The following is a 19,482-nucleotide window of genomic DNA, read 5'->3' on the forward strand; positions in this document are numbered from 1 at the left end:
AGAACAAAAGACGTTCCCACTGTTCAGATCGGGCGCTAACCCACTGAAATCAATCGGAATGCCTGATCCTGCTTCATCAGCCACAAGAGCACGCGCGCTGCACGTCCACGGGCGCCGGTCAGGCCGGGATCCTGGGCAAGCAAGGCCCGAGCATCGCTTTGCGCGACAGCCATCAACGGGGCCTGGCGCTCTAGATCAGCGATTCTGAACCGTGGCAGGCCGGATTGGGCGGTGCCGATCATATCCCCGGCCCCGCGCATCTGCAGATCGGTTTCGGCAATGCGAAAGCCATCTTCGGATTCCCGCAGGACCTCCAATCGCCGCCGTCCGCCATCACTCAAAGGCGGTTGATACATCAAAAGGCAGGTGGATTGGGCACTGCCACGCCCCACCCGCCCGCGCAGCTGATGCAGTTGCGCCAGGCCAAAGATCTCGGCCCGCTCGATCACCATGATCGTGGCATTGGGAACGTTCACGCCGACCTCGATCACCGTGGTCGCCACCAGAACCTTGGTCTCGCCACTCTGGAAGGCGGCCATGGCGGCGTCCTTCTCTGCCGGAGGCATCTGGCCATGCACCAGGCCGACCAGGCCCTCACCCAGCACCGCGCGCAAGTGTTTGAAGCGTTCCTCGGCGGCGGTCAGGTCCATTACCTCGGATTCGCCCACCAAGGGGCAGACCCAGTAGCATTGCCGCCCCTCGTCAATCGCGTGACGCAGGTGGCTGACCACCTCCTCCATGCGTTCGGTGCTGATCACCGCAGTTTTCACCGGTTTGCGCCCCGGCGGTTTTTCATCCAGCACCGAGACATCCATATCGCCATATTGGGCCAATGCCAGCGACCGCGGGATCGGGGTCGCGGTCATCACCAGAACATCGGCGCCGATCCCTTTTTCGGCCAGTTCCATACGTTGACGAACGCCAAACCGATGCTGTTCATCCACGATTGCCAGGCGCAAATCTGCAAAGTGAACGTCCTGTTGGAACACCGCATGGGTGCCGACAAGGATCTGGATATCACCCCGGGTTAGGGCAGCAAGCTTGGCCTTGCGCTCTGCCCCCTTGTCGCGGCCGGTCAGCAGTTCCAGAACAACGCCCGCCTCATCGGCCAGGGGACGCAGCCCTTCATAGTGCTGCTGGGCCAGGATGCTGGTGGGCGCCATCATCACCCCCTGCCCGCCAGCCTCTACCGCGACCAGCAGCGCCATCAGCCCGACAAGAGTCTTGCCCGCGCCAACGTCACCCTGAAGCAGGCGGTTCATCCGCTGATCGGATGCCATGTCGGCGGTGATTTCCTCGATCGCGCGCTGCTGCGCCCCCGTGGGCCGATAGGGCAAGGCGGCAAGAACCCGCGATTGCAGCTTTCCGGTGGCCCGGCTTTGGATGCCGCGCGATTTGCGTTCCGACTGCCGCGCCAAGGCCAGGGTCAACTGATGCGCAAAGAGCTCGTCATAGGCCAACCGCGCCCGCGCGGGGGCATCGGCGGCCAGATCCTCCAGCCCCTTGGGTTCATGAGCCTGGTTCATTGCCTGTTTCCAACCAGGCCAGTCTTCTTTGGCGACCTGACCCGGATCGATCCATTCCGGCAGATCCGGCAGCAGTTTCAGGGCACCGCGCGCGGCCTTGAACATGGTCTTCTGGGTCACCCCATGGGTCAGATGGTAGACCGGTTCGAAATCGGGGATATCCGCGGCCTCGTCCAGCGGCAGGATATGATCGGGGTGCACCATCTGCGCGATGCCGTCGAACAGCTCCAGCTTCCCCGACACCAGCCGCCGCGCCCCTTCGGGGCATTGCGCGGTCAGGTAGCGGCTGCGGCCATGAAAGAAGACCAGCTGGAAATCCGTCTGGGCATCGCGCACCGTGATCCGATAGGCCCCGCCCTTGTTGCGTGCCGGGCGATGGTTACCGATGGTAACCTCAACCGTGGCAACCGATGGCAGATCAAGCCCCTGGATGGTGTCACGCCTGCGCCTGTCCTGCACGGAATATGGCAGTGAAAACAACAGGTCACGCGGCGTCTCTACATCCAGTTGCGCCAGATGCTGCGCGGTCTTGGGACCGATCCCCGGCAGCGTATCCAGCGCACCAAACAGGGGAAACAGGATCTCGGGGCGCCCGCTCATGACTGTTCGATCAACTCCAGCCAGCTATCCTCGTCCAAGACCTTGATGCCCAGTTCAGCGGCCTTCGTCGCCTTGGACCCGGCGCCGGGGCCTGCCACCAGGATATCGGTCTTCTTTGAGACCGAACCGGAGACCTTGGCCCCTAAGGACTCTGCCCGCGCCTTCGCCTCGGCCCGGGTCATTTTTTCCAGGGTTCCGGTGAAGACAACCGTTTTGCCAGAAACCGGGCTTTCGGCGGCGGGGGCTTCCGGGGGGATGACGGTCAGATGCGCGACCAGACGATCAATCGCCGCCCGTTCCTCCGGGTTGGACAGCGCATCGGAGAGCGACAGCGCGAGGATCGGGCCGATACCATCCGTACCAACCAGATCATCCCAGGCAGATTGGGCCTCTGCTGGAACCGCGCAGGCCGTGATCGCCGCCGCCCGCGTTTCCGAAATCCGGGCCCGGCGGCCCGCGTCTTGTGCTGCGATCCGCTCTGCCTCTTCTGCCTCATCGGCGGCCCGATGGGCCAAGGCGGCGGGACGGGCCGCATCCGCCGCGTCCACCAACGCGGTCCAGTCCATATAGTGCAGCGCCAGATCGCGACCGGCCACCTCACCGACATGACGAATGCCCAAGGCAAAGATCAGCTTGGCCAGCGGGATATTGCGCTTTTCATCGATCGCATCAAACAGGTTGCTGGCCGATTTCTCTCCCCAGCCTTCACGGTTCTTCAATTGCTGCATGCCGGAGCCGAACCGCTCACGCAGGGTGAAGATATCGGCAGGCTCCCTGATCCAACCGTCGCCATAGAATTGTTCGACCTGCTTGTTGCCGAGCCCTTCGATGTCAAAGGCGCTACGAGAGACGAAATGCTTCATCTTTTCAACGGCCTGCGCGGGGCAAATCAAGCCACCTGAACAACGGCGCACGGCATCGCCTTCTTCGCGGATCGCGGGTGAGCCGCATTCCGGACAGACATGGGGAAACTCAAACCGCACCGCGTCTTCGGGACGTTTACCGAGATCCACATCGGCCACTTTCGGGATCACATCCCCGGCGCGATAGATCTGCACCCAATCCCCGACCCGGATGTCCTTGCCGCCCCGGATTTCAGCACCCTTGGAATCACGTCCGGCGATATAGTCCTCGTTGTGCAGGGTCGCGTTGGAGACCACGACTCCGCCCACGGTCACCGGCGAGAGGCGCGCAACCGGGCTGAGCGCCCCGGTGCGCCCCACCTGAATGTCGATGGCCTCCAGCCGGGTCCAGGCCAGTTCTGCCGGAAACTTATGGGCAATCGCCCATCGCGGCGTGGTGGAGCGGAATCCCAACCGCCCCTGCAGCGCAAGATCGTTCACCTTGTAGACGACCCCGTCGATATCATAGCCAAGCGTTGCCCGCTGCGCCTCGATGCTGCGGTAATGGGCGATCATCTCCTCGACCGTTTCACACAGCTGGGTCAGGGAATTGGTGGAAAAGCCGAAGGACCGTAGTCTGTTTATGGCGTCAATTTGCATATCTGCCAGAGGGGCGGATAGATCACCCCAACTATAGGCGAAGAATTGCAAGGGCCGCGCCCGTGTGATCTCTGGATCCAGTTGCCTCAGCGATCCGGCAGCGGCGTTGCGCGGGTTGGCAAAGCTCTTGCCGCCCCTTTCGGCCTGTCGCGCATTCAAGGCAGCAAAGGCCTCGTGGCTCATGTAGACTTCGCCCCGCACCTCTAAAACCTCGGGCGCGCCTTCGAGGACTTGGGGAATATCAGCGATGGTACGGGCGTTTTCGGTCACGTTTTCACCGACACTGCCATCGCCCCGGGTTGCCGCCTGCACCAAACGACCGCCTTCATAGCGCAGCGACAGCGACAGCCCGTCGATCTTAGGCTCCGCTGTGAAGGACAGCGGCGCATCCGGCGAAAGGCCCAGGTATTTCCGGATACTGCGCACGAAATCCGCAACGTCTTCGTCCTCGAAGGCATTGCCGAGCGACAGCATCGGGATCGAATGGGTGATCTTACCAAAGCCCGAGGCCGCAGGCGCGCCCACCGAATTGAGCTGGGTCGCGTCCTTTTGCAGCTCAGGAAAGGCCTCAACCAAGGCAAGATACCTGTGCTTCGACGCATCATATTCCGCATCCGAAATCTCAGGCGAATCGTCCTGGTGATAGGCGAGATCGGCCGCGCGCAGTTTTTCCTGCAAGGACAGGAACTCCGCCCGTGCTTCGGCTTCGGTGATGTCCATTGCTGCGGCTTGTTGGTCTTGCGTCACACCGGCCCCCATTGTGCTGTGTCCTAGGTGATAGGGCGCAACAGCCTGCAGGTCCAGTAATCCGCGCAGCCTTTTTGGTGCTGCAGCGCATAGAAAAAACCCGCCGAAGCGGGTTTCATCCTACGTCGCACTTTCGGCTGCGTTATGCGCCAACGGCCATGCGCTGTTCGCCGCTATTGCCCAGCTGATCGTCCTGCGGATCGCGCAGCACATAGCCACGGCCCCAGACGGTTTCGATGTAGTTCTCGCCGCCGGTCGCAGTGCTGAGTTTCTTCCGCAGCTTGCAAATGAACACGTCGATGATCTTCAGCTCGGGCTCATCCATGCCACCATAAAGATGGTTCAGGAACATTTCCTTGGTCAGGGTGGTGCCCTTGCGCAGGCTCAGCAGTTCCAGCATCTGGTATTCCTTGCCGGTCAGATGCACGGCCTTGCCTTCGACCTCCACCGTCTTGGCATCGAGGTTAACCGAGATCTTGCCGGTCTTGATGATCGACTGCGAATGCCCCTTGGAGCGGCGAATAATCGCATGAATCCGGGCCACCAGCTCTTCGCGGTGGAAAGGCTTGGTCAGATAATCGTCCGCGCCAAAGCCGAATCCCTTGATCTTGTTGTCGGTGTCATCGGCACCGGAGAGGATCAGAATCGGTGTTTCGATCCGCGCCATGCGCAGCTGACGCAGCACTTCGTGGCCATTCATATCCGGCAGACCCAGATCCAGCAGGATCAGGTCGTAGTCGTAAAGTTTGGCCAGATCAATGCCTTCTTCCCCCAGATCCGTCGTGTAGACGTTCAGGTTCGCATGGGTGAGCATCAATTCAATGCTTTTCGCAGTGGTTGGATCATCTTCAACAAGCAGAATGCGCATGTTTTTTATCTCCGCCTGTATCCTGTTTCCCTCAGGTCGCGTTAACCTTGCTGGAAAATAGTTAATGGCCCGTTACCATAATCGTTAAATCTCAACTACAAAGCAACCTGGTTAACACATACTACCACAGGATGAGTGATTGGTGGAGGGGTATCTTTTGGATACTAACGCACACTAAGGCTTACGGTACTTCTTCAATTGGGTAGTTTTCAGCGCCTCTTCACCATGATCGGCCACCGCCGCAACCCAACTGCGGAACTCTTCTTCGCTCAGACTATATAGACTCAGCGCCTCGTTCTGGGGAAGCAATCCATAGAGAACCCCCCTGACCACCGAAGCCTTGCGCGAGGCGACCCAACGCTTGGTGGTCTTCGGCGGAAGATCCGCCCGTGTCATGATGGTGCCATCCGGCAATGTCACGGCGCGGGGTCCATCAACTTTCTTCAAGAACATCACTTTATCCTTGTGCGGATTTGCGTATTTAGGTGCCCAAGCAGGTTTGGCCGATTGTCCTTAACGGCACGTGAACCACGCCCTTGAGGATCGTTAGGATTTTCCTATATTCTGCAACGCCTTTCCCTTGATCCAAGGAGTCGCCCCATGGCGCTGGACAATGACGCACCGCTGAATTCGCTTGGCTTTGCCAAACCGCCCTCGGAAACGCGAGTGGTGGTTGCCATGTCCGGCGGCGTGGATAGCTCTGTTGTGGCAGCATATCTGGCCGATCAGGGCTATGATGTGGTCGGCGTGACGCTGCAGCTTTACGACCATGGTGCGGCACTTGCGAAAAAGGGCGCCTGCTGCGCAGGGATCGATATCCACGACGCACGGCGCGTCGCCGAAGAGCGCGGCTTCCCTCATTACGTTCTGGATTATGAGAACATTTTTAAGGATGCCGTTATCGATGAGTTCGCCGACAGCTACCTTGCCGGGGCGACACCGGTGCCTTGCATCCGCTGCAACGAACGGGTCAAGTTCAAGGATCTTCTGGAAACCGCCAAGGATCTGGAGGCCGACTGCATGGCCACCGGTCATTACATCCAGCGCAAGATGGGCCCCAAGGGCGCCGAACTCCACTGCGCCGAAGACGCCAACCGGGACCAGAGTTATTTCCTTTTCTCAACAACACCGGAACAGCTGGATTTCCTGCGTTTTCCCCTGGGCCATCTGCCTTCGAAGGATGCCACCCGCGAAATGGCGGCTGAATACGGTCTGGCGGTGGCGGACAAGCCCGACAGCCAGGACATCTGTTTCGTGCCCGATGGCAACTATGCCAGCGTGATCGAGAAACTGCGCCCCGGTGCCGCTGACCCCGGAGAGATCGTTCATGCGGACGGGCGGGTCCTGGGCCAGCATACCGGCGTAATCCATTATACCATCGGGCAACGCCGGGGCCTGGGCATCGGCGGTCTCAGCGAGCCCCTCTATGTGGTGCGGCTGGATGTTGACAAGAAACAGGTGGTTGTCGGTCCCAAGGAGATGCTGGCCACCCGCATCATTCCCGTGCGGGAAATCAACTGGCTGGGAGACGAACCCTTCACCAGCCAAAAGGAATGGCATGTGGCGGTCAAGGTGCGCTCCACCCGCCCCCCGCGCGAGGCGATCATCCGCCCCCTGTCGGACACCACCGCCGAGGTCGAGCTGCTGACCCCGGAAGAAGGCGTCTCTCCCGGCCAGGCCTGCGTGTTCTATGATACCGAAAGCAGCCGGATCTTCGGCGGCGGCTGGATCTGGCGCGGCTACTGAAGCCCCGCCAAGACTGCCCGCGCCGCCCTGAGGCCGGGCGCTTCGCCCCCCTCGCCCAAGCGCTCCATGGTGAGCGCCATGGCGGCGGCCTGCGCCTCGGGATTGCGGCACAGATCCGAAAGGGCACCGGCAATCCGGTGAGGCGTGCAATCCGGGCCGAGGCATTCGGGAACCACGCGGCTGTCGCTGACCAGGTTGACCAGTGTCACCGTGTCGATCAGCGCCATGCGCTTCATAATCTGCCAGGTGAGCCACTGGAACCTGTAGGCGATGACCATCGGCGTACGCGCCGCCGCCAGTTCCAGTGAAACCGTGCCAGAGGCCGCAAGCGCCAGATCCGCCATGGCAAAGGCCGCCCGTTTGCGCGCCTCTGCCCTGGCCGGTTCCAGACCGGTTGGATCGAGCAGGCGCACGCCCTTGGGCCAATCCGCCACCTGCTCTCGCACCAAGTCCGCAACGGGTCCCGCGGTCGGCACCACGATCTGATACGCAGGATGGGCGGCGACAAAGTCTTTCAGTGCTTCGCCAAAGACCGGCGCCAGCCGCGACACTTCGGATCGCCGCGATCCCGGCAGCGCCAGAATCACCGGGGCCTCGCCAAGGTCCAGCTCTGCCCGCAGCGCCGCGATCTCCGCCTCTGTCGCTTTTGGTTCCGCCACCACCGGATGGCCGACGAAATCGCACCGCATGCCTGCCGCCTCCATATAGGGAGGCTCGAATGGCAGCAGCGCCAGCACGTGATCGATAGAGCGCGCCATCTTCGCAGCCCGACCCGGACGCCAGGCCCAGACCGAGGGCGCCACATAATGGACGGTGCGGATGTTGCTCTGCGCTTTCACCAATCCTGCCACGCGCAGGCAGAAATCCGGGCTGTCGATGGTGATCAGCACATCGGGCTGCATCGCAAGAACGGCCTCGGCCGTTTCCCGGATACGCCGTTTCAGGTGGCGATATTTCGGCAGCACCTCTGCCAGCCCCATCACCGAGAGTTCCTTCATGGGAAAGCGGGAGCTGAGCCCCTGCTCTGCCATCAAGGTGCCGCCGATCCCGTCGAAGGACACACCCGGGACCAGGGTCTTCAAACCGGCCATCAGCGCGGCCCCCAGCCGGTCCCCCGAGGGTTCCCCGGCGAGGATGAAGACCCGAAGGCTCATTCCGGCGCGCGCAGCCACAGGAACAGGCCCAAGGCGTCGCAGGTCTCGATCACCGCCTCCTGATCCAGGACGATCACGCCGCCCGCCTCCAGCACGAGGCCCGAAAGGCCCGCGGCGGCGGCCTTTCTCGCGGTTTCCGGACCGATGGTGGGCAGATCCGCGCGCCGGTCCTGGCCGAGTTTCGGCGCCTTGACCAGAACGCCGCCCTGCCCGTCGGGCCGACGCGCCAAGGTCTCCAGCATCCAGTCGGTGCCAAAGAGGGTCTCGACCGCGATGGCCTGCCCTGCGCGCACCGCGCAGGCCTGGCCGATATCCGCAGCGCTCATGGCGGCGACGATCTCTGCGCCGCGCAGGGCATCCGCCTTGTCCAATTCGCCCGGCTGCACCCGCGTCGGCACGCCCGGGGCCATCAGCAGATCCGGCGCCACCTCATGGGCGGCGCGGACGGTGAACCCCGAAGCCTCGATCAACTGCATGACCGCCCGCAGGGCGCCATCGTCGCCCGCCGTCAGCGCGCCCTGCAGCACCGGCACCATAGGAAGGGTTGCCGCATCGATGGCGCTAGGGTCGATTGAGGGCCGTGTCACGGCACCAGCCAGACAGATCTCCTGCACACCGGCCGATTTCAGCCGCTCCAGGAAGCTGCCGAACTGTTCCAGCCGGAAGGTGATTTCTGGATCCAGCGCATCGGGTTCGGAGCCTGCCATGGCACAGATCAGCGGACGCTCTGCCAGACGGTTGCAGAGTTCCAGAGGCAGCGCCCCCTGCCCGGCAATCAATGCGATCATGGACTTATCCTCCGGGCGTCAGGAAGGAACGGTCGCTTGCGCCGCTGATGAAGGTGATGATCTCCTCCACATAGGCGCTGTCGGTTTCCTCGCCCAGCCGCCGGGCGCGTTCCTGAAAGGTGCCTTCCCCCTGGGCCAGCATCTGAAAGGCGGCCCGCAGCGCGGTGATGTCAGAGCGCGCAACGCCCTTACGCTTGAGCCCGACCAGGTTCAGACCGTCCAGCTCGCCGCGCGGCGCCTGTACCAGACCGTAGGGAATGACGTCATTGGTCACCATGGTCACCGCGCCTATGATGGCGCCACGTCCGATCCGCACCCATTGATGGATGCCGGACAGACCGCCGATGATCACATCGTCCTCAAGCACGCAATGCCCGGCCACGGCGGCCGAATTCACCACGATCACACGGTCCCCGACCTGCGCATCATGAGCGATGTGACAGCCCGCCATGAACAGCCCGTCATCGCCGATGCGGGTCACACCGCCGCCGCCTTCGGTGCCGGCATTCACGGTGACATGTTCACGGATGCGGTTACGCTTCCCGATGACGGTGCGGCTTTTCTCGCCCTTGAATTTCAGATCCTGCGGGATTTCTCCGATCACGGCGAAGGAAAACACGGTGGTGTCTTCACCGATCTCGGTATCCCCGGTGACCACCACATGCGACTTCAGCACCACCCGGTCCGCAAGTGTCACACCCGCGCCAATGATGCAGAAGGGGCCGATCTCGCAGCCTTCGCCGATCTTGGCGCCCTCTTCGATCACCGCGGAAGGATGGATCAGGCTCATCTGGCTCAATCCTTTTGAATATCGACCATGGCGGAAAACTCTGCCTCAGCGGCAGTTTCCCCATCAACCGAGGCAATCCCCTTGAATTTGAAGATCTTGCCGCCCTTCTTGCCGCGCAGGGTTTCGACCTTCATTTCCAGCACGTCACCGGGCACCACCTTGCGACGGAATTTGCACTTGTCGATGTTCATGAAATAGATCAGCAGATCCGTATCCACCATATCCATGCCCACGCCCAGCATCACGCCGGCGGTCTGCGCCATGGCTTCGACGATGGTCACGCCGGGCATGATCGGAGTACCGGGGAAATGCCCCTGGAAATGCGGCTCGTTCATGGTCACGTTCTTGATCCCGCGTGCCGACGCATAGCCGTCGATATCAACCACCTTATCCACCAGAAGGAACGGATAACGGTGCGGCAAGATCCGCTGGATCATGTGAATATCGGCACTTTTTAAATCGGCGGTCATGGCGGGTATCCCGTTGGTTTTCGTTTTGCGTCCCTATCAAGCCAGGTCCATCTGGGCAAGCATGCAGGACTGTTTGCGATGCGCTTGCGCTCAGGGGTCGGTAGTCTCGCGATCCATATCGCTGCCATCCCCCAGCACCGCATCGATCCGCGTGATCGCCAGTTCCGTCACATCCGCGGCTTCGGAACTCAGGAAGACCGAGGAATGATCCAGAATGGCGCCCGCGCCGCTATCGCGCATGATAGCTTGCAGGATGGGCAGCGAGGCGACAAAGAACTCCCGCCGGGCCGTTTCTCCCATCTGGTTGATCTTCTGCAGTTTTTGCACCTGAGTGCGGCGGGTTTCCTGAACCTTTTGATCAAAGGCATCGGCCAGGGCGCGGAACGCCTCCGGCTCCATCGACGGCCTGCGCTCGGTGAGCTCCAACTCCTCGGCCCTGAGTTCGGCCTCCACCCGCCTGTTCTCGGCCGTGAGCACCGCGCCCTCTGCCTCCAGCTCGCGATTGATGCGTTGCCCAAAGGCGCTTTCTGAGAACAGCCGGTCCGGCTGGATGGTGAGGATGCCACTGAGCGGCACACCGATGTCCAGATCCTGCCCCATGGTGATGCCCAGCATGCGATTGGCCGCTGTGCCTTGCGCCTGGGCCTGGCCCGCATCGAGGACCAACGCGCAAGCACTGATCGCAAGCGCAATGGCCGCCACCCGGCGATAGCGCCCTTGGGACATAGCAAAGGGCGCCGACCTTTCGGCCAACGCCCAGGCACAGATCCGCCGGACTGTCACCCAGCCCAACAGATCAGAACCGTGCCTGCAGTGTGAGGTCGAAGCTCTGCTCTTCGTCAAAGTCTTCTTTCTTGATGGCATTGGAGAAATTGAACCGCAGCGGACCAAAGGCCGTGGTCCAAAGGATCGACAGGCCAACAACGTGACGCCAGGAGCCGTTCTGCCCCACGATGCTGCCCGCACTGGCCGCCGTATTCGAATCCTGCAGTCCCCAGAGGTTACCAACATCATAGAAGATCCCGCCACGCAGGCCGAGCTCCTCGGGAAGGCCAAGTGGGAATTCGGCATCGAACCGCGCCACCGCATAAAGGTTGCCGCCCAGGAAATCGTCATAGGTCCCGCCATCGGCGCGCGGCGATCTATCCCGAGGTCCGATCCCGCCCGGCTCAAAACCACGCATGATGCTGGGTGCCAGGACAAAGCGGTCAATCGAGCGGCTGTCGTCATTGCCCAGCCAGTTCAACGCCCCGGTCTCAAAAGTGGCCCGCAGGGTCACCTCTTCGTTCAGGATCTTCCTTTGCGCGACGATCTTGGCCGAGGTTCTGATGAACTCGCTGTCTCCCCCCAGCCCCGCGTAATCGATGCCGGTCTGGACCACGAACCCCTTGTTGGGATCAAGGCCGGTCAGTCGGCTGTCGTAGGTATAGGTAAAGCCGATCAGGCTCGTGCTCTTTTCGCCCTGGTTGATTTCGCTGCGCACCATCGGCCCGGCCACGGGATAGGTGCCGCCGGTATAGGTCGCATCAGCCCGCCCGACCATTTCGCTTGCCGCCCATTCATAGCGCATCTGGAAGGAGGTGTTTTCATTGAGATTGAACGTCAGCGCCGGGCGGAAGAACTTGCGCGAGGTATCGTATTCGGCATAGCTCGAATCCGTCTCGGAGAGACCCAGATCCAGATCGAACTTGAGATCACGCCCCAGCAGGTGCGGCTCGGTGAAGCCAAGCACATATTCCTCGGATTCCTGTGCAGTGGCGATCGAGAAGGACAGGCGTTGACCGCGGCCGAGGAAGTTGTTTTCCGTCAGCCCGATGTTAACACCAAAGCCGTCATTGACCGAATAGGCGCCGCCCAGGCTCAATGAACCCGTCGGTTTTTCCTCGACGTTGACGTCCACAATCACCTGGCTGTCCGAGCTGCCTTCGCGCACGTCCACATCGGTTTGCGCGAAGAAGCCCAGGGCCTTGATCCGTTCCGCCGATTCCCGGATTTCCCGAGGGTTGAACGGATCGCCTTCCACGGCGCGGAACATTTTCCGGATCACACGGTCCAGGGTCGTGGTGTTGCCTTCGATGTCGATCCGTTCGACAAAGACACGCGGACCGCGCACCAGGGCAAATTCGACGTCCAGCGTCAGGTCGCGGTCGTTGCGGGAAATCCGCGGCTCGACCCTGAGGAAATCCACCCCTTGGCGCGTTGCCAGGGTTTCCATCTTCTCGATCGCACGCTCCATATGCAACGGCGAATAGATCACCCCTGGCTTGATCTTGAGGACCGAGAAATACAGATCCGGATCCGCTTCGGCAATCTCGCTGGTGACCGTGATGTTCCCGAACCGGAACTGCTGGCCCTCGGTGATATCCACCACCAGATAGACAGCATCCCGTTCCTGGGTCACTTCGGCATTGGTGCTGTTGATGTTGAAATCCACATATCCACGGGACAGGTAGAAATCACGCAGCACCTGGCGGTCGAACTGAAGGCGGTCCTCAATCAATGTATCCTTGTTGATGAAGGTGCGCAGCAGCCCCGCCTGCTTGGTCTCGAGAACCCGACGCAGGCGGTGATCCGAATAGACCTTGTTGCCAACAAAGGAGACCCGCTCCACCTCGATGGTATCGCCTTCTGTAATCTCGAATACCAGATCGACACGGTTGTCGCTGCGGCGGATGATCCGGGGCGTCACCCGAGAGGCCAGACGACCCTGGGCGCCATAGGCGGCGGCGATCACTTCCGCATCGGCCTCTGCCTGAGCGGCACTGAAGACCCGACGCGGCGCGGACTCGATCAGCTCTTCCAGCTGCTCATCCTTGATCCGTCGGTTGCCCTCGAAACTGATCCGGCTGATGGTCGGGAATTCCGTGACCTTGATGACCAGGGTATTGCCGCGCGGCACCAGATCCACCGACTCGAACACGCCGCTGGCCAGAATGCGCTGATAGGCATCGTTCAACTGCCCGGCGCTCACGGCCTTGCCGCGCTCCAGCCCGGCATAGGCCACAATCGTGTCGGTTTGAATGCGCTGATTTCCCTCCACCTGGACGGCATTGAACCGATAGCTCTGAGCCGCAGCAAAGGTGGGTGTCAGGGCAAACCCGACGGCAACAGCCAGAACGGCTGCAGAAACGCTTCTATACAGTATATTGGTGCGCTTTGTGCGCACACCGCAGGATGTGCCTGCGACTTTCCCCCGAACCATCAGTCTTAACCCGATTTTTATAAGCAGCTTTCAATCGTGCGTATCGGGTTTGCAGGCCATTGTCAAAACGTAGAAAGCATCCTGAGGCGTGAACCGGCCAAAAGGTAAGGAAAGTCAGAGGTCATTCTGGCAAGCCCCACTTGCCATTGGCCGTGATACAGCCGGAAATGGAACACCGAGCCGGAATTGAAATGCCGAACAGGCGGCTTCCTCACAGGGAGCCGAGCCAGGCTCCGACAGTCAGCGCCAGGAAGATCGCCACCACCGACAACAGTCGGTCCCAGTTCAACCGCATCAGAAGACCCAGACCATGGTCCATTGTCAGAATGCCGTGCATTGGGTTTCCCTTTCCACTCCTGTCAGCAGCGCTGACGTCCCGTATTGCGAAAGAGTTAACCCGGGAATGCGGCAACAGTTTGGCAGCGCCACAGCTCCGCCAAACCGATTAGCTAAAACTTAACAGAAGATATCATTACCCAGGGCAAACAGCATCAGGGACAGAATCACAGCAATGCCAACCGTCATCAGGATCCGCATCACCGCATCGCTCGGCGGGCGCCCCGATACGGCCTCATAGGCGTAGAACACCAGATGACCGCCATCCAGCGCAGGCACGGGAAACAGGTTCAGCAGCCCCACGGCGGTTGACAACACCGCGATGAAGCGGATGAAGCTCTCGGCGCCCTGGCTGGCCATCGCCCCCGAGGTTTCCGCAATGCCGATCGGTCCGGACAGGTTACAGGTGCTGATCGCCCCGGTGATCATATGGGTCAGACCCGAGATCGACATGTCGATCACCGACCAGACCTGCGACACACCGGCCCCAAGGGACTCTGCCAGCCCGGCAACCTCGGTCGCCGGTTCAAAGGCCTGGCCGCCAACCACACCGATCCGCCAGCGGCTTGCAAAGCTGCCATCGGCCTGGGGTTCATCGGTACGGCGCGGTGCCAGCGTCAGTTCCAGCTGCTGGCCCGACCGCCACACATCAAGCGACAGCGCGCGACCATCGGCCTGCTCCACCGCAACCTTCAACTGGTCAAAGGAGAAAATCGGCGCATCATCCACTGCCGTGATCACATCCCCCGGTTCCAGCCCGGCATCAGAGGCCGCACTGCGCGGCGCCACGGCCAGAACATGGGGCGGCGACAGGAACGGCCCCTCAACCGTCATGAGCTTGCCGTCGCGGCGCACCTCATAGGACATCGGCTGCACGGCGGGTAGCTGTTCGCGGAAGGCGTTCCAGGACATGCTGGCGCTGTCGGAGGGGATTTCGACCCCTTCGATGGCGATCAGCTCGTCGCCTTCGCGCAGCCCGTTCTCAATCCCGGGCAGCTCTACCAGCTTCCCGATGGTCAGCGGATCGCGGACCGTTCCCGCAGTCATCGCCAGAGCCGAGAAGATCACCACGGACATCACGAAATTGAACACTGGGCCCGCAGCGACAGTTCCGGCGCGCGCCCATAGCGGAGCCCCATGCATGGTCTGACGCAGGCGCGCGGGATCCTCCGCCGCCGCGGCCATCGCGGCGGTGTCCTTCCCCGAAGCCGCATCCGCATCGCCCAGGAATTTCACGTAGCCCCCAAAGGGCAAGAGTGCGATCTGCCAGCGGGTACCGCGTTTGTCGACCCGGCTCCACAGCACCGGCCCGAAGCCAAGCGAGAAGACCTCCGCATGGATGCCCGACCAGCGGCCAACGATGTAGTGGCCGTATTCATGCACCGCCACGATCACCGACAGCGCCACCACGAAACTGGCCACAACATAGAGAAAGCCGCCAAACTGCGGGAGAAGTGATACGATATCCAAGGTCTTTCCTTATGTACGTTCTGCTGCGGCGCGCGTGGCCTCTTGACGGGCGAGATGGTCAACCTCGGTGACGTTATCAAGGGTCATTGCGGATTCAATAAGGCCGTTTTGTGCCCCCAACCGCTCCAGAACCGTCTCGGTGATCTCGGCCATTTGCGTGAAACCGATCCGCCCCTCGATGAAGAGATCCAGCGCCCGTTCCTTGGCCCCGTTGAAGGCCGCTCCCATCAGCCCGCCGCGCTCCATCACCGCATAGGCCTGCGTCAAGGCCGGATAGCGGATCGGATCGGGGCTGCGAAACTCCAGCTGGCCGATCTCGGCCAGATCGAGACGCGCCACCGGCAGCTCCTTGCGGCTTGGCCAATTCAGTGCATAACCAATGGCATGGCGCATATCCGGGGCGCCAAGATGGGCCATCAGCGCGCCATCGCGAAAGCCCACCAGCGCATGCACCAGAGATTGCGGATGCACCAGCACCTCGATCTGATCGGGGGTGACGCCGAAGAACTCCTTCACCTCGATCACCTCAAGCGCCTTGTTGAACATCGAGGCGCTGTCGATGGTGATCCTCTGCCCCATGTCCCAATTGGGATGCGATGAGGCCTCGGCCAGGGTCGCCTTCGCCAGTTCTTCCACCGGCCAGTCGCGAAAGGCGCCACCTGACGCGGTGATCACAATCCGTTCAACAGCCGATGTCTCTTCCCCGACCAGCGCCTGGAAGATCGCCGAATGCTCGCTGTCCACGGGCAATAGCCGCGCGCCGTGTTTCAGCGCCGTGCGCATCAAGAGTTCCCCGGCGCAGACCAGCGATTCCTTGTTGGCCAGCGCCAGCGTCGCCCCCTGTTCCAGCGAGGTCAGCCCCGGCGCCAGCCCGGCCGCTCCGACAATCGCCGACATCACCCAGTCTGCCGGGCGGGCCGCGGCCTCGATCAGCGCCGCCTCGCCTGCGGCGGCTTCGACTTCGCTGCCCTCAAGCGCCGTGCGCAGATCCTCCAAGCGATCCTCATAGGCGGTGACCGCCACATCGGCCTTCAGCGCAATGGCATCCCTGGCCAGTTGCGCGATATTGGCGCCCCCGGTCAGGGCCACAACATCATAGTGGCGCAGATCGCGCCGGATAAGGTCAATGGTGTTCTGACCGATCGAGCCGGTGGCCCCGAAGATAGAGATTTTACGCATGGTCCTGCCCTACAAGGCTATCCCAGAAAAGTCACATAGATCAGGAAGGCCGCAGCCGCCCCGAGCATCCCGTCGAAACGGTCCAGCAAGCCGCCATGGCCGGGGATCAACGCGCTGGAATCTTTCACGCCGACCTGCCGCTTCAGGGCGCTTTCGGCAATGTCTCCGGCCTGACTGGCCATCGAGGTCGCAACCGACAGGAGCACCGCCACCAGCGGGGCCAATCCCAGCGACGCGGCAAACAACCCGCCGGTCACAGCCGCAGCCACCCAGCCCGCGGAACTGCCCGACCAGGTTTTCTTGGGGCTGACGCGCGGCCACAGTTTTGGCCCGCCGATGATCTTGCCCGCGAAGTAGCCGGCGATATCGGTCACCACCACCACACCGATCACCCACAGGATCCAGGCCAGTCCCATTTCGTTGCGCAGCCACACAAAGGCAAACCCAGCACAGAGAACCCAGAGCGAGAACAGCCCGTATCGCACCCGCGCCGCAGCAGGCATCTGAAACAGCCCCGACAGGACCGGAGAGACCAACACCGGCCCGATCCAGACCGGTGGCAGCTGCGTCGCGACAAGCACCGCAACGGCCGACATGACACCCAATTGCATGGCCTGAGCGGGCTCATCGGGGCGCAGCATCCGAACCAACTCCCAGACCATCCCGCCAGAGGCCGCCGCGATCAGGACCGCAAACCAGATACCGCCCAACCAGATCTCGACAGCGCCAACAACCAGCATGACGATGGCCGACAACAGGCGCGGCAACAGATCAGACCAGCGTCCCGCGCTCATGTCTTCACCGCGCCAAACCGGCGATCCCGGGTTCCATACTGTCGGCACAACCGGCCCAGTTCCTCGGCTGTGAAATCGGGCCAGAGCGTGTCGATGAATTCATATTCCGCATAGGCAGACTGCCAGAGCAGAAAGTTGGAAATCCGTGCCTCGCCACTGGTGCGGATCACAAGATCGGGATCCGGCAGCACATGGGTATCGAGGTATTTCGGCAGGGTTTCCTCGTCCACATCATCGGGCGACAGCTTGCCCGCTGCCACATCCTGCGCCAGGCGCTTGGTGGCGCGGGCGACCTCGTCACGGCCGCCATAGTTCAGCGCGATGGTCAGATGGGTGCCGTCATTCTGAGCCGTCTCGGTTTCCAGCTGATCCATCAGCTGGATCAGCTTGGCATCCAGACGCACCCGGTCCCCGATGAAGCGCACCCGCACATTCTTGGCGGCAAGGGCCTTCATCTCTTTTGAGATATAGCGGCGAAACAGGCTCATGAGGCCCGCGACCTCGACCTGGGTCCGTTTCCAGTTCTCGGTCGAAAAGGCGAATATCGTCAGATACTTGATCCCAAGGCTGGGGCAGCATTCGACGATTTCACGGACGCGTTTGGCCCCCGCGTGATGGCCAAACAGACGCGGACGCCCGCGCGACTGCGCCCAGCGACCATTGCCATCCATGATGATGGCGACATGGCGCGGGCCCTGATGTGCGCCCTGACCCAAAGCGCTCCCGTCGGGCGCCGTGTCCGTCTGTTCGGCCATGTCCTTGGTCAGACCTGCATGATTTCGGCTTGCTTCGTTTCCAGCGCGTCATCAACCGCCTTGATCATCTTGTCGGTCAGATCCTGCACTTCGGTTTCCCAGAACTTCTGGTCGTCCTCGGACATGCCGTCTGCCTTGGCTTTCTTGATCTGGTCCATGCCATCGCGGCGCACGTTGCGCACCGACACGCGGGCATGTTCGGCGTATTGACCGGCGACCTTGCTCAGCTCGCGGCGGCGTTCCTCGTTCAGCTCGGGGATCGGCAGCATGATGATGGTGCCATTGAGCTGCGGGTTGATGCCAAGGCCGGATTCCCGGATCGCCTTTTCCACCTTGCCCACCAGCGACTTGTCCCAGACGTTGATGGTGACCATGCGCGGTTCCGGTACGTTGACGGTGCCCACCTGGTTGATCGGTGTCATCGAGCCATAGGCATCCACCATCACCGGCTCCAGCATCGAGGCGGAGCCACGCCCGGTGCGCAAGGAGGCAAATTCCGAGCGCAGGTTGGTCATGGCGCCATCCATACGGCGTTTCAGATCGTCGGTATCCAGTTCAAAATCATCAGACATTCTGCTCTCTCCCCTGACTTGAGGCGGTCTTTACACCGCTCATAAGCGATTGGCGCAAGATTGTATAGCAATCTTGGCCCGAAACCGCCGATAGGTCTGCCCTGCAAAGGAAAAGCGCGCCCCCATGCAGGAGCGCGCCGACCATTCTACCAATCTCAACCGGTGCCGATCAGCCCTGAACCTTGGTGTAGGTGCCCTCACCGGCAAGGATGCCGCGGAAGCCGCCCGGTTCGTCCAGCGAGAAGACGATGATCGGCAGGCTGTTGTCGCGCGCCAGCGCAATCGCCGAGGCATCCATCACGCCCAGGCGATTGGCCAGCACATCGTCGTAGCTGACGGTGTCATAGCGTTTGGCATCCTCGAACTTGACCGGGTCCTTGTCATAGACACCATCCACCTTGGTACCCTTGAAGATCGCCTCGCAGCCCATCTCGTTGGCGCGCAGGGTCGCCGCCGTATCAGTGGTGAAATAGGGGTTGCCGGTGCCCGCGGCAAAGATGCAGACCCGTTTCTTTTCCAGGTGGCGCACGGCGCGGCGACGAATGTAGGGCTCGCAAACCTGGTCCATCGGAATGGCCGAGATCACCCGGGTATAGACACCCAGGCCTTCGAGGGCTGCCTGCATGCCGAGGGCGTTCATCACGGTGGCGAGCATCCCCATGTAATCGGCGGTGGTGCGTTCCATGCCCTGGGCAGCACCGGACAGGCCGCGAAAGATATTGCCGCCGCCGATGACCATGCAGATCTCCACCCCCATGTCGTGGACCGACTTCACCTCCTGAGCGATGCGCTGAACCGTGGGCGGGTGCAGACCGAACCCCTGATCCCCCATCAGGGCCTCTCCCGAGATCTTCAGCATGACACGTTTATAGGCCACGGCCGAAGGGGCGGCCGGTGTATCGTTTTCTAGGGGCATGTTGCGCTCCGGAATATGACGGGGTTAGTTTGCGGCGCAAAATGAAGCAAATCACCGGCAGGATCAA

The 19,482-nt window shown here is 61.7% G+C and carries 18 protein-coding genes; 1 reads left to right on the forward strand and 17 read right to left on the reverse strand.

The features are described from left to right. Positions 1-35: 35 nt before the first annotated feature. From recG to sciP, 4 genes are all read right to left on the reverse strand, one after another. Positions 36-2,126: an ATP-dependent DNA helicase RecG gene (gene recG / locus PXK07_RS00830; RefSeq protein WP_274846286.1), complete on the reverse strand. Its 2,091-nt coding sequence runs from the start codon at positions 2,124-2,126 to the stop codon at positions 36-38. Continuing rightward, positions 2,123-4,348, reverse strand: coding sequence for an NAD-dependent DNA ligase LigA (gene ligA / locus PXK07_RS00835; protein ID WP_274846442.1), 2,226 nt, complete (start codon positions 4,346-4,348; stop codon positions 2,123-2,125). Before ligA ends, recG begins: the two co-directional genes overlap by 4 nt. Positions 4,349-4,517: 169 nt before the next feature. Further along, complete coding sequence (gene ctrA / locus PXK07_RS00840; RefSeq protein WP_274846287.1) at positions 4,518-5,243, reverse strand: response regulator transcription factor CtrA; 726 nt, start codon at positions 5,241-5,243, stop codon at positions 4,518-4,520. Positions 5,244-5,417: 174 nt separating this feature from the next. Then, positions 5,418-5,696 carry a CtrA inhibitor SciP gene (gene sciP / locus PXK07_RS00845; RefSeq protein WP_274846288.1) on the reverse strand — a complete coding sequence of 93 codons (279 nt, stop codon included), beginning with the start codon at positions 5,694-5,696 and terminating at the stop codon, positions 5,418-5,420. 147 nt (positions 5,697-5,843) lie between these two features. Here sciP and mnmA point away from each other — a divergent pair, with 147 nt between their 5' ends. Next, complete coding sequence (gene mnmA, locus PXK07_RS00850; protein WP_274846289.1) at positions 5,844-6,989, forward strand: tRNA 2-thiouridine(34) synthase MnmA; 1,146 nt, start codon at positions 5,844-5,846, stop codon at positions 6,987-6,989. Here the strand turns inward: mnmA and lpxB are convergent. The 13 genes from lpxB to pyrH all read right to left on the reverse strand — a co-directional run bounded on the left by lpxB (position 6,983) and on the right by pyrH (position 19,415). Continuing rightward, positions 6,983-8,143 (reverse strand): lipid-A-disaccharide synthase, encoded by a 1,161-nt coding sequence (lpxB, locus tag PXK07_RS00855; protein ID WP_274846290.1) that lies wholly within the window; start codon positions 8,141-8,143, stop codon positions 6,983-6,985. The genes mnmA and lpxB overlap by 7 nt on opposite strands. Continuing rightward, positions 8,140-8,931: an LpxI family protein gene (locus PXK07_RS00860; RefSeq protein ID WP_274846291.1), complete on the reverse strand. Its 792-nt coding sequence runs from the start codon at positions 8,929-8,931 to the stop codon at positions 8,140-8,142. The genes lpxB and PXK07_RS00860 overlap by 4 nt, the downstream gene beginning before the upstream one ends. Positions 8,932-8,935: 4 nt before the next feature. Continuing rightward, positions 8,936-9,721, reverse strand: coding sequence for an acyl-ACP--UDP-N-acetylglucosamine O-acyltransferase (gene lpxA, locus PXK07_RS00865; RefSeq protein WP_274846292.1), 786 nt, complete (start codon positions 9,719-9,721; stop codon positions 8,936-8,938). A gap of 5 nt (positions 9,722-9,726) precedes the next feature. Beyond that, positions 9,727-10,191 (reverse strand): 3-hydroxyacyl-ACP dehydratase FabZ, encoded by a 465-nt coding sequence (gene fabZ, locus PXK07_RS00870; protein WP_274846293.1) that lies wholly within the window; start codon positions 10,189-10,191, stop codon positions 9,727-9,729. Between the two features lie 90 nt (positions 10,192-10,281). Further along, positions 10,282-10,917, reverse strand: coding sequence for an OmpH family outer membrane protein (locus PXK07_RS00875; RefSeq protein WP_274846294.1), 636 nt, complete (start codon positions 10,915-10,917; stop codon positions 10,282-10,284). A 70-nt stretch (positions 10,918-10,987) separates the two neighbouring features. Next, positions 10,988-13,393, reverse strand: a complete 2,406-nt coding sequence (bamA, locus tag PXK07_RS00880; protein WP_274846295.1) for an outer membrane protein assembly factor BamA — start codon at positions 13,391-13,393, stop codon at positions 10,988-10,990. 211 nt (positions 13,394-13,604) lie between these two features. After that, entirely contained in the window at positions 13,605-13,730 is a 126-nt protein-coding gene (locus PXK07_RS00885; protein WP_274846296.1) for a hypothetical protein, read from the reverse strand. Positions 13,731-13,849: 119 nt separating this feature from the next. Further along, entirely contained in the window at positions 13,850-15,199 is a 1,350-nt protein-coding gene (gene rseP, locus PXK07_RS00890; RefSeq protein WP_274846297.1) for an RIP metalloprotease RseP, read from the reverse strand. A gap of 9 nt (positions 15,200-15,208) precedes the next feature. Next, on the reverse strand, positions 15,209-16,378 hold the full coding sequence (gene dxr, locus PXK07_RS00895; RefSeq protein WP_274846298.1) for a 1-deoxy-D-xylulose-5-phosphate reductoisomerase: 1,170 nt from the start codon (positions 16,376-16,378) through the stop codon (positions 15,209-15,211). 17 nt (positions 16,379-16,395) lie between these two features. Beyond that, positions 16,396-17,172 (reverse strand): phosphatidate cytidylyltransferase, encoded by a 777-nt coding sequence (locus PXK07_RS00900; protein ID WP_274846299.1) that lies wholly within the window; start codon positions 17,170-17,172, stop codon positions 16,396-16,398. After that, positions 17,169-17,927, reverse strand: coding sequence for an isoprenyl transferase (locus tag PXK07_RS00905; RefSeq protein ID WP_274846300.1), 759 nt, complete (start codon positions 17,925-17,927; stop codon positions 17,169-17,171). The genes PXK07_RS00900 and PXK07_RS00905 overlap by 4 nt, the downstream gene beginning before the upstream one ends. Before the next feature lie 8 nt (positions 17,928-17,935). Next, positions 17,936-18,499 carry a ribosome recycling factor gene (gene frr / locus PXK07_RS00910; protein WP_274846301.1) on the reverse strand — a complete coding sequence of 188 codons (564 nt, stop codon included), beginning with the start codon at positions 18,497-18,499 and terminating at the stop codon, positions 17,936-17,938. A 169-nt stretch (positions 18,500-18,668) separates the two neighbouring features. Beyond that, entirely contained in the window at positions 18,669-19,415 is a 747-nt protein-coding gene (gene pyrH, locus PXK07_RS00915) for a UMP kinase (RefSeq protein WP_274846302.1), read from the reverse strand. Positions 19,416-19,482: the final 67 nt, after the last annotated feature.

The sequence above is a fragment of the Phaeobacter sp. QD34_24 genome (assembly GCF_028890115.1).
Classification (GTDB): Bacteria; Pseudomonadota; Alphaproteobacteria; order Rhodobacterales; family Rhodobacteraceae; genus Phycobacter.

Excerpts from the sequence above, each read along its gene's own strand:
- pyrH (WP_274846302.1), bottom strand. The coding sequence starts at position 19,415 with ATGCCCCTAGAAAACGATACACCGGCCGCCCCTTCGGCCGTGGCCTAT.
- recG (WP_274846286.1), bottom strand. The coding sequence starts at position 2,126 with ATGAGCGGGCGCCCCGAGATCCTGTTTCCCCTGTTTGGTGCGCTGGAT.
- PXK07_RS00905 (WP_274846300.1), bottom strand. The coding sequence starts at position 17,927 with ATGGCCGAACAGACGGACACGGCGCCCGACGGGAGCGCTTTGGGTCAG.
- ctrA (WP_274846287.1), bottom strand. The coding sequence starts at position 5,243 with ATGCGCATTCTGCTTGTTGAAGATGATCCAACCACTGCGAAAAGCATT.
- PXK07_RS00885 (WP_274846296.1), bottom strand. The coding sequence starts at position 13,730 with ATGCACGGCATTCTGACAATGGACCATGGTCTGGGTCTTCTGATGCGG.
- fabZ (WP_274846293.1), bottom strand. The coding sequence starts at position 10,191 with ATGACCGCCGATTTAAAAAGTGCCGATATTCACATGATCCAGCGGATC.
- mnmA (WP_274846289.1), top strand. The coding sequence starts at position 5,844 with ATGGCGCTGGACAATGACGCACCGCTGAATTCGCTTGGCTTTGCCAAA.
- dxr (WP_274846298.1), bottom strand. The coding sequence starts at position 16,378 with ATGCGTAAAATCTCTATCTTCGGGGCCACCGGCTCGATCGGTCAGAAC.
- frr (WP_274846301.1), bottom strand. The coding sequence starts at position 18,499 with ATGTCTGATGATTTTGAACTGGATACCGACGATCTGAAACGCCGTATG.
- sciP (WP_274846288.1), bottom strand. The coding sequence starts at position 5,696 with ATGTTCTTGAAGAAAGTTGATGGACCCCGCGCCGTGACATTGCCGGAT.
- lpxA (WP_274846292.1), bottom strand. The coding sequence starts at position 9,721 with ATGAGCCTGATCCATCCTTCCGCGGTGATCGAAGAGGGCGCCAAGATC.
- bamA (WP_274846295.1), bottom strand. The coding sequence starts at position 13,393 with ATGGTTCGGGGGAAAGTCGCAGGCACATCCTGCGGTGTGCGCACAAAG.
- ligA (WP_274846442.1), bottom strand. The coding sequence starts at position 4,348 with ATGGACATCACCGAAGCCGAAGCACGGGCGGAGTTCCTGTCCTTGCAG.
- PXK07_RS00860 (WP_274846291.1), bottom strand. The coding sequence starts at position 8,931 with ATGATCGCATTGATTGCCGGGCAGGGGGCGCTGCCTCTGGAACTCTGC.
- lpxB (WP_274846290.1), bottom strand. The coding sequence starts at position 8,143 with ATGAGCCTTCGGGTCTTCATCCTCGCCGGGGAACCCTCGGGGGACCGG.
- PXK07_RS00900 (WP_274846299.1), bottom strand. The coding sequence starts at position 17,172 with ATGAGCGCGGGACGCTGGTCTGATCTGTTGCCGCGCCTGTTGTCGGCC.
- PXK07_RS00875 (WP_274846294.1), bottom strand. The coding sequence starts at position 10,917 with ATGTCCCAAGGGCGCTATCGCCGGGTGGCGGCCATTGCGCTTGCGATC.